The sequence below is a fragment of the Blastococcus sp. SYSU D00813 genome, from assembly GCF_054050735.1.
The window spans coordinates 42,859-59,401 of record NZ_JBJGZX010000015.1 but is presented as its reverse complement, the minus strand read 5'-3'; the positions used below and the strand labels follow the sequence as shown (position 1 = coordinate 59,401).

The window sequence follows — 16,543 nt, the reverse complement described above, 5'->3', positions numbered from 1 at the left end:
CCGACACCTCGGTCAGGTGTGCCGGGCCCCGCGCGGGGGCACCCGGGTGCCCGGAGCAGCACGCACCGACCTCCCGCCGACGGCCGCGGCGGGAGGCCACCGGCCCCCGGAGACGACGGGGGCACATCGCAGGAGGACCCGCATGACCCAGGTCTGGCCCGGTAGCGCCTACCCGTTGGGCGCCACGTACGACGGCACCGGCACCAACTTCGCCATCTTCAGCGAGGTCGCCGAGAAGATCGAGCTGTGCCTGTTCGACGAGGCGGGCAACGAGGAGCGCATCCGTCTCCCCGAGATGGACGGGTACGTGTGGCACGCCTTCCTGCCCGGCATCCAGCCCGGGCAGCGCTACGGCTTCCGCGTGTACGGCCCGTACGACCCCGAGAACGGCCACCGCTGCAACCCGAACAAGCTGCTGCTGGACCCCTACGCGAAGGCGATCGACGGCTCGATCGACTGGGACGAGGCGTGCTTCGGCTACCGCTTCGGCAGCGGCGAGCGCAACGACGACGACTCCGCCCCGCACATGCCGAAGTCCGTCGTCGTCAACCCGTACTTCGACTGGGGCGTGGACCGCCCGCCGCGGATCCCCTACAACAAGACGGTCATCTACGAGGCCCACGTGAAGGGCCTGACGATGACCCACCCGCGGGTCCCCGAGGAGCTGCGCGGCACGTACGCCGGCATCGCCCACCCGGCGGTGATCGAGCACCTGCAGGACCTGGGCGTCACCGCCATCGAGCTCATGCCGGTGCACCAGTTCGTGCAGGACGACACCCTGCTGCAGAAGGGCCTGCGCAACTACTGGGGCTACAACACGATCGGCTTCTTCGCGCCGCACAACGAGTACGCCCAGAACAGCGACGGCCAGCAGGTGCAGGAGTTCAAGGGCATGGTCCGGGCCCTGCACGAGGCCGGCATCGAGGTCATCCTCGACGTCGTCTACAACCACACCGCCGAGGGCAACCACAACGGCCCGACGCTGTCGTTCAAGGGCATCGACAACCGGACCTACTACCGGCTGGTCGAGGGCGACGAGCAGTACTACATGGACACGACAGGCACCGGGAACTCGCTCAACGTCCGCGTCCCGCAGTCGCTGCAGCTGATCATGGACTCGCTGCGCTACTGGGTGACCGAGATGCACGTCGACGGGTTCCGCTTCGACCTGGCCTCGACCCTCGCCCGGCAGTTCCACGAGGTCGACCGGCTGTCGGCGTTCTTCGACCTGGTGCACCAGGACCCGGTCGTCAGCCAGGTCAAGCTGATCGCCGAGCCGTGGGACGTGGGCGACGGCGGCTACCAGGTCGGCAACTTCCCGGCCCTGTGGACCGAGTGGAACGGCAAGTACCGCGACACCGTGCGCGACTTCTGGCGCGGCGAGGACGCGACGATCGGCGAGTTCGCCAGCCGCATCTCCGGCTCGGCCGACCTCTACAAGCACTCCGGGCGCCGGCCGGTGGCGAGCATCAACTTCGTCACCGCGCACGACGGCTTCACCATGCGCGACCTCGTCTCCTACAACGAGAAGCACAACGAGGCCAACGGCGAGGGCAACAACGACGGCGAGAGCCACAACCGCAGCTGGAACTGCGGCGTGGAGGGCCCGACCGACGACCCCGAGGTGCTCGCCCTGCGCGCCCGCCAGCAGCGCAACTTCCTGCTGACGCTGATGCTGAGCCAGGGCGTGCCGATGCTGCTGCACGGCGACGAGCTGGGCCGCACGCAGAACGGCAACAACAACGGCTACTGCCAGGACTCGCCGCTGACCTGGATCGACTGGGAGTCCGTCGACGAGGGGCTGCTCGAGTTCACCAAGCTGGTCACCCGGCTGCGCACCGAGCACCCGACCTTCCGCCGGCGCCGGTTCTTCCACGGCCGCCCGGTGCGCCGCGAGGAGGGCGACCCGGTTCAGGACGTCGCCTGGTTCACGCCCGGCGGTGACCTCATGTCCGACGAGGACTGGGACGTCGGCTTCGCCAAGTCGCTGGCCATGTACCTCAACGGCCACGGCATCCGCGAGACCGACGAGCGCGGCGAGGACGTGGTGGACGACTGCTTCTACCTGCTCTTCAACGCCCACCACGAGCCGATCGAGTTCACCCTGCCGACGGACGAGTACGCCGAGGGCTGGACGGTCGTCGTCGACACCGCCGAGCTGCACCAGGTCGAGCCGGTCGTGGTCAAGGCCGGCGAGAAGCTGACGGTGCAGGCCCGGGCCAGCGTCGTCCTCCAGGCAGCCGCATGACGTCGACGGAGGACCGCCGCGCCGTCCCGACGGCGACGTACCGGCTGCAGGTGCACGCCGACTTCACGCTGGACGACGCCGCCGCCGTCGCCGACCACCTGGCGGCGCTGGGGGTGAGCCACGCGTACTCCTCGCCGCTGCTGCGGTCAGCGGCGGGGAGCACGCACGGCTACGACACGGTCGACCACGCGCACGTCGACGAGGCGCGCGGCGGCCGCGAGGCGTTCGACCGGTTCGTCGCGGCGCTGCACGAGCACGACCTCGGGCTCGTGCTCGACCTGGTGCCCAACCACATGGGCGTCGCCGACCCCACCGAGGCGCCGTGGTGGTGGGACGTGCTCCAGCACGGCCGCGACAGCACGCACGCCGCCGCGTTCGACATCGACTGGGACTTCGGCGGGCGGGTGCGGATCCCCGTCCTGGGGTCCGCGGACGACGTCGCGAAGCTGGAGGTGGTGGACGGCGAGCTGCGCTACTACGACAACCGCTTCCCCATCGCGCCCGGCACCGGCGAGGGCTCCCCGCAGGAGGTGCACGACCGCCAGCACTACGAGCTCGTCGACTGGCGGCGCGCGGACTCCGACCTCAACTACCGCCGCTTCTTCGCGATCAACACCCTCGCCGGGCTGCGCGCGGAGGACCCGGAGGTCTTCGCCGCGACCCACGAGCTGGTGCTCCAGCTGGTCCGCGAGGGGGCCGTGGACGGGCTGCGGATCGACCACCCCGACGGCCTGGCCGACCCCAAGGGCTACCTCGACCGGCTCGCCGACGCCTCGGGCGGCCGGTGGACGGTCGTGGAGAAGATCCTCGAACCCGGCGAGGACCTGCCGGAGAGCTGGGCCTGCGCCGGGACGACCGGCTACGACGCGCTGTCCGAGGTCGACCAGGTGCTGGTCGACCCGGCCGGCGAGGCGGAGCTGACCGCGCTGGACACCGAGCTGTCCGGCGGGCCGGTCGACTACGGGCAGCTCGTGCACGACTGCAAGCGCGAGGTCACCGACGGCATCCTCGGCTCGGAGGTGGCCCGTCTGGTGCGGGTCATCGGCGAGCTCCCGGGCGTCGACGAGGCCAGCGAGAAGGAGGCGCTGGCCGAGCTGCTGGCCTCCTTCGACGTCTACCGCAGCTACCTGCCCGACGGCCGCGAGCACCTCGACGCGACGGTCGCCGCCGTCCGGGCGCGGCGGCCGGACCTGACCGCCGCGCTGGACCAGCTGCACCCGGTGCTCGCCGCGGCGGGCACCGAGGCGGCCACCCGGTTCGAGCAGACCAGCGGCCCGGTGATGGCCAAGGGCGTCGAGGACAGCGCCTACTACCGCTGGGCCCGGTTCGCCGCGCTCAACGAGGTGGGCGGCGACCCGGCGCGGTTCGGCACCGGCGTCGAGGAGTTCCACGAGGCGCAGGCGCGGCGGCTGGCGCGCAAGGCGCAGGCGATGACGACGCTGTCCACGCACGACACCAAGCGCAGCGAGGACGTCCGGGCCCGGCTCGCCGTCCTGGCCGAGCTGCCCGGTGAGTGGGCCGGGCTGGTGCGCGGCCTGCTCGACCGCCACCCCCTCCCCGACCGGCCCCTGGCGCACCTCGTCTGGCAGAACCTGGTCGGCGCCTGGCCGCTGTCGCGCGAGCGGGCGCAGGCCTTCGCCGAGAAGGCGGCGCGCGAGGCCGGGCAGTCGACCACCTGGACCGACCAGGACGAGGAGTTCGAGTCGCGGCTGCGCGCGATGGTGGACGCCGCCTTCGACGACGAGCGGACGCGCTCGGAGCTCGACGCGTTCGTGGCCCGCATCGCCCCGCTCGGCTGGTCGAACTCGCTGACGCAGAAGCTGGTGCAGCTGACGATGCCCGGCGTCCCGGACGTCTACCAGGGCACCGAGCTGTGGGACCACTCGCTGGTCGACCCGGACAACCGGCGGCCGGTCGACTACGACCTGCGCCGCCGGCTGCTGGCGCGGCTCGACGAGGGCTGGGTGCCCGGGGTCGACGACACCGGGGCGGCCAAGCTGCTGGTGGTCTCCCGGGTCCTGCGGCTGCGCCGCGACTCCCCCGGCCTGTTCGCCGGGTACACGCCGGTGACCGCGACCGGGCCCGCCGCCGGCCACGTGCTCGCCTTCGACCGGGGAGCCGTGGCCTCGGTGCGGGGTCCCGCCGCGAGCGAGCGAGTGGCGGGGGGCACCGAGGTCCTCCGTGGCGTGGTGACCGTGGCGACCCGGCTGCCCGCCGGCCTGGCCGCCACGGGCTGGGGCGACACCGCGCTGCAGCTGCCCACCGGCGCCTGGCGCGACGTCCTCACCGGGGAACGGCTGGTCTCCGACGCCGGCGGCCTGCCCGTCGGGTCCGTGCTGGCCCGGCTGCCGGTCGCCCTGCTCACCCGTGACTGACAGCATGATCCACTCCGAGACCGAGTCCGCCACTGGAGGCGCCCGCATGTCCGAGCCCGCCGAGTTCGCCGTCTGGGCTCCTGTGCCGTCGCGGGTCCGCCTGCAGGTCGACGGCGCCGTCCACGACATGCGGCGCGACGACGACGGCTGGTGGCGCGCCCAGGTCGAGGCCGCGCCGGAGGCCGACTACGGCTTCCTGCTCGACGACGACGACACCGTGCGGCCCGACCCGCGCTCGCGCCGGCAGCCGCAGGGCGTGCACGGGCCGTCGCGGCGGTACGACCCGTCGTCGTACGGGTGGGCCGACCAGGCCTGGACCGGCCGCCCGCTGGCCGGCGGCGTCGTCTACGAGATGCACGTCGGCACGTTCACGCCCGAGGGCACGCTCGACGCCGCGGTCGGCAGGCTCGACCACCTGGTCGAGCTGGGCGTGGACTTCGTGGAGCTGCTGCCGGTCAACGGCTTCAACGGCACGCACAACTGGGGCTACGACGGCGTGCTCTGGTACACGGTGCAGGAGGAGTACGGCGGTCCGGCCGCCTACCAGCGGTTCGTCGACGCCTGCCACCAGCGCGGGCTGGGCGTGGTCCAGGACGTCGTCTACAACCACCTCGGGCCGTCGGGGAACTACCTGCCGCTGTTCATGCCGATCTTCTCCGAGGGCGGCGCGAACACCTGGGGCAACTCGGTCAACCTGTCGGGGCCGGACTCCGACGAGGTGCGGCGCTACATCATCGACAACGCGCTGATGTGGCTGCGCGACATGCACGTCGACGGGCTGCGGCTGGACGCCGTCCACGCGCTGGTCGACGAGCGCGCCACGCACGTGCTCGAGGAGATGGCCCAGGAGGTCGACAAGCTGTCGGTCGCCGTCGGCCGGCCGCTGACGCTGATCGCCGAGAGCGACCTCAACGACCCGCGGATGGTGACGCCGCGGGTGGCCGGCGGCCTCGGGCTGACCGCCCAGTGGAGCGACGACTTCCACCACTCCCTGCACTCGGTGCTGACCGGCGAGGGGCAGGGCTACTACGCCGACTTCGCCGAGGCCGGGCTCGGCGGGCTGGCCAAGACGCTGACCGGCGCGTACTTCCACGACGGCGCGTGGTCGAGCTTCCGCCGGCGGCACCACGGCCGGCCGGTCGACACGGCGCTGCTGCCGGGCTGGAAGTTCCTCGGCTACCTGCAGGACCACGACCAGATCGGCAACCGCGCGGTCGGCGACCGGATCTCGGCGTCCCTCTCCCCCGGCCTGCTCGCCGTCGGCGCGACGATCGTGCTGACCGGCCCGTTCACGCCGATGCTCTTCATGGGCGAGGAGTGGGGCGCGAGCACGCCGTGGCAGTTCTTCACCAGCCACCCCGAGCCGGAGCTGGGCAGGGCCACCGCGGAGGGCCGGATCGGCGAGTTCGCCGAGCACGGGTGGGACGCCGACGTCGTCCCCGACCCGCAGGACCCGGAGACGTTCACCCGGTCCAAGCTCGACTGGTCCGAGCCCGAGCGAGAGCCGCACGCCCGGCTGCTCGCCGTCCACCGGGCCCTGCTCGCGCTGCGCAAGGCCGAGCCGGACCTGGTCGACCCCGACCTGTCGGCGGTGGCGGTGAGCTGGGACGACGAGGACCGCTGGCTGGTGGTGCACCGTGGCGCCCTGCGGGTCGTGGCCAACCTGTCGGGCGAGGCACGCGAGGTCGACCTGGACCGCACGGCCACCCGGGTGCTGTTCTCCACCGGGGACGAGCCCACGCTGGACGGCCCGACCGTGACGCTGCCCGCCGAGAGCGCGGCCGTGGTCACCACGGCCTGAGGTGCGCCGCCTCCTGCCGGAGCCGGACCCGGCCGAGCTGGACGACGCCGCGCTGGCCGACGCCTACCGGCTGGCCGGCCGGTCGGTGCGGGTGAACTTCGTCGGTTCCCTGGACGGCGCGATCGCGATCGAGGGCCGCAGCGGCGGGCTGGGGTCGCCGGGCGACAAGCGGGTCTTCCGGATGCTGCGGGCGCTGGCCGACGTGGTGCTGGTCGGCGCCGGGACGGCGACCGCGGAGGGCTACCGGCCGGTGGCCGCCGACTCCGCGGTCGGCTCGCTGCGGGCCGCGCTGGGCCGGCCGGCGACCGCGCCGATCGCCGTCGTCTCCCGGCGGGCGTCCCTGGTGCCCGGAGACCGGCTGGCCGACGCCTCGACGATCCTGGTCACCTGCTCCTCGGCGGACCCGGACCGGCGGGCGGCGCTGGCCGAGGCGGGGGTGACGGTGCTGGTCTGCGGTGACGACGACGTCGACCTGCCGCGGGCGCTGGACGAGCTGGCCGGGCGCGGGCTCGAGCAGGTCGTGTGCGAGGGCGGGCCGGCGCTGTTCGCCGCGGCGCTGGCCGCCGGGGTCGTCGACGAGCTGGACCTGACGATCGCCCCCGCGCTGGTCGGCGGCGAGACGCGGCTGCTGCCGGGCGCGCTGGACGAGCCGGTGCGGCCGCGGCTGGTTCAGGTGCTCGAGGAGGACGGCGTCCTCTTCACCCGCTACGCGCTGCGAGGCTGACCGCCGGGGTCAGTCGTCCCCGCCGTTGCCCTGGTTCCCCTCGTTGCCGTTGCCCCCGCCTTCGTCGCCGTTGCCGCCACCCTCGTCCCCGTTGCCGCCGCCCTCCTCGTCGTTCCCGTTCCCGTTCCCCCCGTTGCCGTTGCCGCCGTTGCCGTTGCCGTTCCCCCCGTTGCCGTCGCCCTCCTCGGCGGCGGGTGGGGGCGGGGCGACGGCGTGGGTCACGGTGACCACGGTGCCGGGCTCCAGTTCACCCGTCGGGTCGAGCGCCAGCACCTCGCCGTCGGCGGCGTCGGCGGTGGTGACCGGGCGCAGCTGCACCTGCAGGCCCAGCGCGGTGAGCTCGGCCCGGACCTGCCCGACCGGCCGGCCGACGTAGTCCCCGGCGGCGACGCCGACGGTCGGTGGCTGCTCGGCGACCGTGGTCTCCGGCGCGGCACTGGTCGCCGTGCCGTCGGCGGGCGCGCTCGTGGTCGTCCCCGCCTCCCCCGTCCCCGGGTCGTCTCCGCCTCCGAGGGCGAGCGCGAGGACGACGCCGACCGCGAAGAGGGCGGCGAGCACGACCATCCCCGCGAGCAGTCCGCGGCGGGACCGGCGCGGCGGCTGCGCGGCGGGCCGGGCGGGCTGCGACGGTCCGGAGGGCGGACCCGAGGTCGCAGCCGCGGGGGCGGCCACGGGCAGCACGCGGGTGACCGGCGGGGCGGCACCGGCCGGGCGGGGCGGGATGACGGCGGTCGGGGTGCCGTCGGCGAAGGCGCCGGGCAGGGGCGCGACCGGGCGGCCGGCGCGGGCGGCGTCCACGGCGTCGCGGAAGGCCGCCCCGTCGGGGAACCGCTGGGCGGGGTCCTTGGCGAGGGCCCGGCCGACGAGCGCGCGCAGCGGCTCGGGGACGTCGTCGGGCAGCGGAGGCGGCGGCTCGTTGATGTGCCGCATCACGACCTGCACCGAGTTCTCGCCGTCGAAGGCGCGGCGCCCGGCGAGCATCTCGTAGCCGACCAGGCCGAGGGCGTAGACGTCGCTGGCGGGCGAGGCCGGGGCGCCCTGCGCCTGCTCCGGGGAGATGTAGTGCGCGGTGCCGATGATCTGCCCGGTGCCGGTGAGCGGGACGCTGGCCGCCGAGGAGGCGATGCCGAAGTCGGTGAGCTTCACCGTGCCGTCGCGCGCGACGAGGACGTTGCCGGGCTTGACGTCCCGGTGGACCACCCCGAGCGAGTGGGCGGCCCCGAGCCCGGCGGCGGTCTGCCGCAGCACGTCGGCGGTGCGGTCGGGGTCGAGGCGACCCTCTCGGGCGAGCACCTGCGACAGCGACTCGCCGTCGACCAGCTCCATGACGAGGTAGGCCAGGTGCTCGGGGCTGCCCGGGCCGACGGGGACCTCGCCGTAGTCGAAGAGCGTGGCGATGTTCGGGTGGCTGAGGACGGCGGTGTGCCGCGCCTCCGCCCGGAAGCGGGCCAGGAACTCCGGGTTGCCGGTGAACTCGCTGCGCAGCACCTTGAGCGCGACGTCGCGGCCGAGCAACGTGTCGGAGGCGCGCCACACCTGCCCCATGCCGCCGGTCGCCAGCAGCGACCGCAGTTCGTAGCGGTCGGCGATCCTGCCCTGGCCCGGCTGCACGCACCTCTCCCTCTGCCCGGGTCGCCCTGCGGCGGACCCGACACTCCATGGTCGCCGACGCCCGGGAACGCCGCGAGGGCGGCCCGGGAGATCCCGGACCGCCCTCGACGGGTGGGTCGATCAGACGGCGGGCAGCCCCTGCTCCAGCGTGAGCTCGACGCTCAGGGTCGCCTCGTCGCCCTGGACGACGTTGCCGACCTCGTCGTCGAGGCTGACGTCGATGATGTAGCAGAGGACGTCACCGGCGGCCAGCGGGTAGTCCGGGACGCCGGCCCCGTTCAGCTGCGACATCTTCCAGCCGGCTGTGCGGTTCTGCAGGCCCGCGACCGACGTGTCCGCGCCGCACTCAGCTGCCCGCTCCACCTCGACCAGGTAGACCGCGACATCCGCGGTCGTCGAGAACTGACCGTCGCCCGCGCAGCCGCCCGGGAGATTCCGCTCGGAGGCGGACTCACACCCGTCGGGAGCCTCGTCCACCGAGCCGACCGCGGACAGGCTCCCGTCGATGGAGCCGCCGTTCTCCACCGGGAAGCTGAGGCGGGTCGTCTCGCCAGGGGCGAGCTCGACGGACTGCGCATCCGTCTGGATGGACTCCGACGCGGTGATGACCAGGGTCCCAGCACCGGCGGAGCCCGTGGTGACGGCCTCGTCGGTGAACGAGGCGAAGGTGCCGCTCGCACCGAAGGCGATCAGGGCGGCGCCGCCCATGGCGGCGGAGGCGATGGCGATCTTCTTCACGGTGGGTCTCCTGACGATGTCCCCGTCGGACGACGGCTCTGTCACCGGGCACGGCGCCGCGGCTGTCGACCTCGACCCTCGCGGCGGACCACCGCACCGGACATCGTCAGAACTGGCGATCGTGGTCCCACCCGACCTCCTTCGTCACAGGCGACCCGTGCGCCGCAGCCACCTCGCCCCCGGGGGAGCACTCCACCGATGGACCCACCACACCGTGGTCTGCTGGCGTCCGACCACGGGGGGTCCGCCCATGACCAGCACGAACACCGCCACGGCGGCGGTGCGCGACGCCTGCCGGCGACTCGGCGCCGTCCGGATCGCGGCGGCCGGGACGGCGCTCGGCGCCGCCGTCGTCCTCCTCGCGCTCGGGCGTGCGGAGGCGCGGCACGAGGTGCTGGTCGTCCTGGGCACGCTCGGCTTCCTGCTCGCCGGCTGCGGCCACCTCCTCCGCTGGCGGGTCACCGGCAACGCCACCACGCGCTCCGTCGGCGCCGGGCTGTTGCTCGTCGGCCTGAGCCGCCCCGCGGCCGTGGTCACCGGGGCCCTCGTCGAGGGTGCCGGACCGGCACTGCCCGCGGCCGCTCACCTGGCCGTTGCGTCGACCGCCGCCGCCATCGTCCTGCGGGCCTTTCCCGGCGCGGGCTCCCGGCGGCGACCGGTCACGGCGGGCCTCCTGGCCGTGGCCCTCACCGCCGCGGCGGCGGTCGCACTGGGGGCCGCCGTCCCCGGGATCGCCCGGCCGGCGGCGGCCGGGGCGTGCTTGGCGCTCGCCGCGCTGTGGGGAGCGACCGCCGTCGCGGCCTGGCGCAGCGACCAGCTGAGCACCGGGCACCGGCGGTCCGCCCAGGCCCTGGCGGTGGTCGCCCTGTCCCTGTCGGGGATCGCAGCGCTGGCTGCCCTCCCCACCCTGGTCCCTGGCGTCGCCGCGACGGTCGCCCTCGTCCGCGACGTGGGTTCGGCGGCCGCCGCCGGCGCCGCCACGCTGGCCGCCGCCCGACGGCTCACCGACGCGCTCGGCGGTCAGGAGCGCTACCTGGCCGGCCTGCTGGAGCAGCTCGCCGGTCATGAGCGGCAGCTTCAGCAGGCACGCGCCTGCCTGCACGACGCGCGCGCCGCCGTGGCCGGCGTGCGCGCGGGGAGCGCCGCCGTGCAGCGCTGCACCGCTCCGTCCCAGGCCGCGCTGCGGGCCGACCTCGAGTCCTCGGTGGCCGCAGAGCTCGCGCGACTCGAGCGTCTGCTGCGGCTGCCCGACCAGGCCTCGCGCGTGCGCAGCACCGACCTCGACGGGCTGCTGCGTCCCCTCGTGGTCAGCCACCGGGAGCGTGGGCTGCGGCTGCGCTGGCAGCCGACCGGCGCCGGTCCGGTCTCCGTGGACGGCGACGCGCTCGCCGTCGTCGTCGGCAACCTGCTCGGCAACGCACTGGTGCACGCCCCCGGCGCGCTGTGCACGGTGACCGTCGAGGTGGGCGACGCGCTCAGCGTCATCGTCGCCGACGACGGGCCGGGCTTGGGCGCCGGCCGGCGCGCCGCGGCCTTCGAGGCCGGCGAGCGGGGCACATCGAGCCCCGGCGAGGGGCTGGGGCTGGCCATCTCCCGTGACCTGGCCCGGCGCCACGGCGGCGAACTGGTGGCGGTCGACGCCGCCGTGGGCTGCCGGTTCGTCCTGACCCTGCCACTGCGGCCGGCACCCGCAGTCCCGCCTGTCGTGCCGACCGCCCTCCCGCGCCCGCGCATCCCGGTCGAGGACCACCTCTCGCTGGCCCCCCGCCCCGCCCCGTCGGTGGCGGCCTCGTGAGCCCGCAGGCCACGCTGCTCGTCGACGACCACTCGCTCTTCGCCCAGGCGGTGCAACTGGGCCTGGCCGCCGCGGGGATCCCGGCGACCCGGGTCGTCCCGACGTCCGCCGCGGCCGTGATCGCCGCCTGCCGGGCAGCGGCACCGGCGACGGTGCTCCTCGACCTGCGGCTGGGCGCCGGCGAGGACGGCGAACCGATCGACGGCCTCGACCTGGTCGCCCCCCTGTCGGAGGCCGGCTGCCGGGTCGTCGTCGTCACCGGGGAGACCGGTGACGCCACGTGGGGCACCGCCGTCGAGCGCGGGGCGGTCACCGTCGTGGCCAAGGACACCGCGCTCGACGAGCTCGTCGCGCTGGTGCAGGCCGTCGGTTCCGGCGAGGGCGTCCTCGACGGCGGCCGGAGGCAGGACCTCCTCGCGGCCGCCCGACGGGCGCGCAGCGAGGAGTCGGCGCGCCTGGCGCCGTTCCGCTCGCTGAGCCCGCGCGAGGACGAGGTGCTCCGGCACCTGGCCGCCGGCCTGCCCGCCGCGGCCATCGCGGCGGCGGCCTTCGTCAGCGAGGCGACCGTGCGGACGCAGATCCGCGCCGTGCTGAGCAAGCTGCAGGTGTCCTCGCAGCTGCAGGCCGTGGCGCTCGCGCGGCAGTCCGGTTGGCTGCAGGACGGGCCCGAGCCCGCCCGCTGAGTTCAGCGGTTCTTACCGCCGCCCTGGCCGTTGTCGGTCCCGTTCTGGCCGTTGTTCCCGGTCGAGCCGCTGTTCCCGGTGGAGCCGCTGTTCCCGCCCGGGTTCCCCGGGTTCCCGTTCTGGTTGCCCGAGTTGCCCGGGCTACCCGAGTTGTCAGGGGTCGCCGGCTGCCCCGGCGTCTGCTCCACGTCGGCGGGGTCACCGCGGACGACGAGGTGGGCCCGCACGGTCCGCTCGTCGCTGAGGCCTTGGCCGGCCGGGTCCTGGACGAGGGCCAGGCGCAGGTCGACCCACGCGCTCGCGCCCGCCCGCGACGGCGGAGCGGCGGGGTCGCGTGCGACGTGCACCGAGACCGGCGTGCCGCCCGCTGCCACCGGCCCGAGGTCCACGGGCCCCTCGGTGAGCTCGCAGAGCGTCGGGGTCACCGTCCCCGCGCTCAGCCCCGTGATGGAGACGACGAGGCCGGGCAGGTCGTCGCACACGACCCCGGGGAGGGAGATCTGCAGCCGCCCGGCGACCCCGCTGGCAGTCACCAGCAGCGGGGCGCCGTCGGCGTCCTGCTCGTGGACCTGCAGCAAGTCCCCGCCCTCGGGCGAGGTCACCTGCAGCGCGAGGGAGGCCGCGCCGGCGGTGGCGGTCGACTGCGCCTGGTCGGTGAAGGTGGCCAGCGTCGTGCCGGCGCCGAGCAGGGCGGTCCCGGCGAGGACCCCGCCCAGGGCCCACTGCGTCTGCCGCCTCATGCCGCACTCTCCGCCCGGCGCCGACGGCGCACCACGAGGAACAGGAACCAGCCCAGCGCGAGGACACCCAGGAAGAGCCCGCCCGCCCACACGACGGCGGCCCCCAGCGACTGACCGGCGGCCCGCGACTGCGTGCGCGTCTCCGCCTGTGGCTCGGTCTGGGTCTGGGGCTGGGTCTCCCGCACCGTCGAGGACCGCATACCGCCGTCGTCCACGGTGACCGAGGCCGTGGACACGCCGATCACGGTCCCGGCGCCGCCGGGGGTGGTGCCCTGGCCGCCGCCGCGGACCGGGGTGCCCTGGCCGTTGCCGCCGCCCGGGCCGGCTCCGGACGGGCCCCCGTTGCCGACGCCGACGCCGTTGTTGCCGCCGCCGTTGCCGCCGCCGCCGTTGCCGCTGCCGCCGCCGTTCGTCCCGCCGCCGTTGCCACCGGGGGGGCCCGAGGTGCCGCTGCCGCCGGGAGTGCCGGCGGCGCCACCGCCGTCCGGGTCCTCCGGGTCGACGGGATCAGGCGCCGACGACTCGGCATACACGGTGAGCTCGAGGTCGAGGGTGTCGGACTGGGCGAGGTTGTTCTCGTCGAGGTCGTCGAAGGTCAGCCCGAGGACCAGGCAGGTAACGTCGTCCCAGCGCTCCCCTTCGTCCAGGGTGAGCTCGAGGTACTCGAGGACCGGCTCCTCCCCCTCCGCCGGGGTCGACGGCGCGACGAGGGGCAGCCCGACCCGGGGCCCGAGCGGGGCGCAGCCGCCGCCGGTGCCGACGGTCCCCGGGGCGACCGTGGCGCGCAGCTGCCCGACGAGCTCCCCCGGGTCGGCGGCCGGGTCGACACCCTCGGCGGCACACCCGTCACCCATGTCCCGCTCCGGGTCGAGACAGCCGTTCTCGCGCGAGCCCACGCCGGAGACGGCGACCTCGAGCAGTTCCGGCACCTCCCTCTCCCAGCCCGTGCGATCGAGGTCGACCCGCACGTCCTGCGTGCGGCCGGGGACCAGGCCGCTGTCCGCGGCGGCCGGTGCGGCCACCGCGAGGGCGCCGGCGGTCGCCGCGAGGGCGACGGCAGCGGTGTACAGGGGACGGCGCACCTGGCGATCGTCGTGTCGGCCGGCGCCCGGCACATCGTCAGAATCGATGATGTCGCGCGCTCCCGCGCCCGCGAGACTCGCAGCGTGCCCTCCCCAGCGCCGACCGTGCTCGAGACGGCCCGCCGGATCGTGGCATGGGCGATCGGCCTGGTCCTGCTGGCGGGGACGGCGACCGCCCTGGGCGTGGCCCTCTACCCGACGGTCACCGGCGGTCAGGCCCTCGCTGTCCTGTCGGGGAGCATGACCCCGGGCCTGCCGGTCGGCGGCATGGCCTTCATCCGACCGGTCGACCCGGCCTCGGTCGAGGTCGGGGACGTCATCACGTTCCAACACCCGTCCGACCCGACCGCCGTGGTCACCCACAGGGTGGTCGCGGTCGACGCCACGGGCGGGGCGCCGGTGTTCACTACGAAGGGCGACGCGAACGAGGACCCCGACCGCCGGCCGGTCCCGGCGTCCGCCGTGCAGGGCGCGCTCTGGTTCGACGTCCCGGAGATCGGCCGGCTGATCGCGCTCCTGCACTCCCCCAAGGGCGTCGGCGTGCTCGTCGTCCTCGTCTGCGGGCTGCTCGCCGTCCACCCGGGGAAGCGCAGCGGGGACGCGCCGGTGGCGGCGGGCAACGGGGACGGGGACGGGGACGTCGACGCGGACTCCGCGCGGACCGTGGTCATGGCGCCGGTGACCGAGGAGCCGGGGACCCTGCTGGTCGGGGCGGCGCGCCCGCGCGTCCCCGTGCCGCCGCCGGTGGTCCGGCTGCTTGACTGACCGGCATGGACCTGCCCGTGCTGCCGCCGGTCAAGCCGATGCTGGCCAAGGCGGCCACGAAGCTGCCCACCGCCGAGGGCCTGTTCTACGAGCCGAAGTGGGACGGCTTCCGCTGCATCGTCTTCCGGGACGGCGACGAGGTCGAGCTCGGCAGCCGCAACGAGCGGCCGCTGACGCGGTACTTCCCCGAGGTCGTCGAGGCCGTGAAGGCCGCGCTGCCCGAGCGCTGCGTGGTCGACGGCGAGATCGTCGTCCCCGCCGGGGACCGGCTGCACTTCGAGGCCCTGCTGCAGCGCATCCACCCCGCGGCCAGCCGGATCAACCTCCTGGCCGAGCAGACGCCGGCCACGTTCGTCGCCTTCGACCTGCTCGCGCTCGGCGACGAGTCGCTGATGGAGCTGCCGTTCGAGCAGCGCCGGGCCCGGCTGACCGAGGTCGTCCGCACCACCGACCAGGTGCACACCACCGCCGTCACCCGGGACCCGCAGACGGCCCAGCGCTGGTTCGAGCAGTTCGAGGGCGCCGGCCTGGACGGCGTGGTCGCCAAGGCCGCCGACCTGCCCTACGGCCCCGACCAGCGGCTGATGACGAAGGTCAAGCACGTCCGCACCGCCGACTGCGTGGTGGCCGGCTTCCGCTGGCACAAGAGCGGGCCGATCGTGGGCTCGCTGCTGCTCGGGCTCTACAACGCCGAGGGCGACCTCCAGCACATCGGCGTCGCCGCCTCCTTCCCGATGGCCCGGCGCGCCGAGCTGGTCGAGGAGCTCGAGCCCTACCGGGCGAGGGCGCTCGACGGGCACCCGTGGCAGGACTGGGCCAACGCACAGACCGACACGAACGGCGAGCACCGCATGCCGGGCGCGCAGAGCCGGTGGAACGCGGGCAAGGACCTCTCCTGGGTCCCGCTGCGGCCCGAGCTGGTCGTGGAGATCAAGTACGACCAGCTGGAGGGACGGCGGCTGCGGCACACCGGCCAGTTCCTCCGCTGGCGCCCCGACCGCGAGCCGCGCAGCTGCACCTACGACCAGCTCGACGTCCCGGTCCGCTACGACCTCGCCGAGGTGTTCGCCGGGTGAGCCGCGCGGGGGACCTGGTCCGCACGGGCCTGCGGGGCGTCGGGCAGCTGCTGCTGACGATCGGCTTCGTGCTGCTGCTGTTCGTCGTCTACGAGCTGTACGTCACCGACATCCTCGCCGGCCAGGCGCAGGAGGAGCTCAGCGACGAGCTGCGCGACGAGTGGGACGGCGCCGCCTCCGGCGGCACGCCCGCGCCGATCACCCCGGAGGTCGGCGAGCCGTTCGCCTTCCTGCACATCCCGGGGCTGGGCGCCGGCTGGAACCGGGCGGTCGTCGAGGGCACCAGCGCCGCGGAGCTCGAGCAGGGCCCCGGCCACTACATCGGGACGGCGCTGCCGGGCCAGCAGGGCAACTTCGCCGTCGCCGGCCACCGCGTCGGCCGCGGCTCGCCGTTCCTGGAGCTGGACGAGCTCCGGCCCGGCGACCCGATCGTCGTCGAGACCGCCGACGCCTGGTACGTGTACCGGGTGCTGGGCGACCCGGCGACCGGCGACTTCGCCGGCCCGGTCCCCGGCCAGCAGATCGTCTCGCCGAGCGACGTCTCGGTGATCTCCCCCACCCCGCTGGCCGCCCCGGAGGTCCCGCCGTCGGGCGCGTACCTGACCCTGACGACCTGCCACCCGGAGTACTCGGCACGGCAGCGGCTCATCGTCCACGCGGTCCTCGACGGGGGCCCGGTCATGCGCGCCGACGCCCCCGACGGACCGCCCGCGCTGCAGGAAGGCTGAGGTAGAGGCCGTGTACTCGTGGATCTGGCGGCGCCTGCCCGGCGGCACGGGGAGCAAGGCGTTTCTGGCGCTGCTGCTCGTGCTGGCGGTCAGCGCGCTGCTGCTGTTCGTCGTCTTCCCGCGGGTGGAGCACCTGCTGCCGTTCACCGATGTGACGGTGGACTAGGTCCGTCGGCC

14 protein-coding genes are annotated in these 16,543 nt (G+C 74.8%); 10 read left to right on the top strand and 4 right to left on the bottom strand.

Features of this window, described 5'->3' with window-relative positions:
* Positions 1–142: 142 nt before the first annotated feature.
* The 4 genes from glgX to ACI8AX_RS12610 are packed head-to-tail and all read left to right on the top strand — an operon-like array spanning position 143 to position 7,148.
* Positions 143–2,248 carry a glycogen debranching protein GlgX gene (gene glgX, locus ACI8AX_RS12625; RefSeq protein WP_456550168.1) on the top strand — a complete coding sequence of 702 codons (2,106 nt, stop codon included), beginning with the start codon at positions 143–145 and terminating at the stop codon, positions 2,246–2,248.
* Positions 2,245–4,623, top strand: coding sequence for a malto-oligosyltrehalose synthase (treY, locus tag ACI8AX_RS12620; RefSeq protein ID WP_456550167.1), 2,379 nt, complete (start codon positions 2,245–2,247; stop codon positions 4,621–4,623). The genes glgX and treY overlap by 4 nt, the downstream gene beginning before the upstream one ends.
* 46 nt (positions 4,624–4,669) lie before the next feature.
* Complete coding sequence (gene treZ, locus ACI8AX_RS12615; protein ID WP_456550166.1) at positions 4,670–6,424, top strand: malto-oligosyltrehalose trehalohydrolase; 1,755 nt, start codon at positions 4,670–4,672, stop codon at positions 6,422–6,424.
* A gap of 1 nt (position 6,425) precedes the next feature.
* Entirely contained in the window at positions 6,426–7,148 is a 723-nt protein-coding gene (locus ACI8AX_RS12610) for a dihydrofolate reductase family protein (RefSeq protein ID WP_456550165.1), read from the top strand.
* Between the two features lie 9 nt (positions 7,149–7,157).
* Here ACI8AX_RS12610 and ACI8AX_RS12605 read toward each other — a convergent pair whose 3' ends face one another.
* Together ACI8AX_RS12605 and ACI8AX_RS12600 are read right to left on the bottom strand one after the other, a co-directional pair.
* Positions 7,158–8,759, bottom strand: a complete 1,602-nt coding sequence (locus tag ACI8AX_RS12605; protein WP_456550164.1) for a protein kinase domain-containing protein — start codon at positions 8,757–8,759, stop codon at positions 7,158–7,160.
* Positions 8,760–8,879: 120 nt separating this feature from the next.
* A complete protein-coding gene (locus tag ACI8AX_RS12600) occupies positions 8,880–9,497 on the bottom strand; it encodes a TasA family protein (protein ID WP_456550163.1) in 618 nt (205 codons plus the stop codon).
* 250 nt (positions 9,498–9,747) lie between these two features.
* Between ACI8AX_RS12600 and ACI8AX_RS12595 the strand changes: the two genes are divergently transcribed.
* The gene (locus ACI8AX_RS12595) at positions 9,748–11,292 is read left to right on the top strand and encodes a sensor histidine kinase (protein WP_456550162.1); all 1,545 of its coding nucleotides are present in this window, start codon (positions 9,748–9,750) and stop codon (positions 11,290–11,292) included.
* A complete protein-coding gene (locus ACI8AX_RS12590) occupies positions 11,289–11,975 on the top strand; it encodes a LuxR C-terminal-related transcriptional regulator (protein ID WP_456550161.1) in 687 nt (228 codons plus the stop codon). Before ACI8AX_RS12595 ends, ACI8AX_RS12590 begins: the two co-directional genes overlap by 4 nt.
* A gap of 2 nt (positions 11,976–11,977) precedes the next feature.
* Here the strand turns inward: ACI8AX_RS12590 and ACI8AX_RS12585 are convergent, their stop codons facing one another.
* Positions 11,978–12,715, bottom strand: a complete 738-nt coding sequence (locus ACI8AX_RS12585; protein ID WP_456550160.1) for a hypothetical protein — start codon at positions 12,713–12,715, stop codon at positions 11,978–11,980.
* The gene (locus tag ACI8AX_RS12580; RefSeq protein ID WP_456550159.1) at positions 12,712–13,797 is read right to left on the bottom strand and encodes a hypothetical protein; all 1,086 of its coding nucleotides are present in this window, start codon (positions 13,795–13,797) and stop codon (positions 12,712–12,714) included. The genes ACI8AX_RS12585 and ACI8AX_RS12580 overlap by 4 nt, the downstream gene beginning before the upstream one ends.
* Positions 13,798–13,881: 84 nt before the next feature.
* On the opposite strand from ACI8AX_RS12580, the gene ACI8AX_RS12575 reads away from it, so the two are divergent.
* From ACI8AX_RS12575 to ACI8AX_RS12560, 4 genes are read left to right on the top strand one after another with little or no spacing between them, the layout of a single operon-like run.
* A complete protein-coding gene (locus tag ACI8AX_RS12575) occupies positions 13,882–14,562 on the top strand; it encodes a signal peptidase I (protein WP_456550158.1) in 681 nt (226 codons plus the stop codon).
* Positions 14,563–14,567: 5 nt separating this feature from the next.
* Complete coding sequence (locus tag ACI8AX_RS12570) at positions 14,568–15,638, top strand: ATP-dependent DNA ligase (RefSeq protein WP_456550157.1); 1,071 nt, start codon at positions 14,568–14,570, stop codon at positions 15,636–15,638.
* Positions 15,635–16,366 carry a class E sortase gene (locus ACI8AX_RS12565; protein ID WP_456550156.1) on the top strand — a complete coding sequence of 244 codons (732 nt, stop codon included), beginning with the start codon at positions 15,635–15,637 and terminating at the stop codon, positions 16,364–16,366. The genes ACI8AX_RS12570 and ACI8AX_RS12565 overlap by 4 nt, the downstream gene beginning before the upstream one ends.
* A 10-nt stretch (positions 16,367–16,376) precedes the next feature.
* Positions 16,377–16,532, top strand: coding sequence for a hypothetical protein (locus tag ACI8AX_RS12560; protein WP_456550155.1), 156 nt, complete (start codon positions 16,377–16,379; stop codon positions 16,530–16,532).
* The last annotated feature ends 11 nt before the right edge of the window (positions 16,533–16,543 follow it).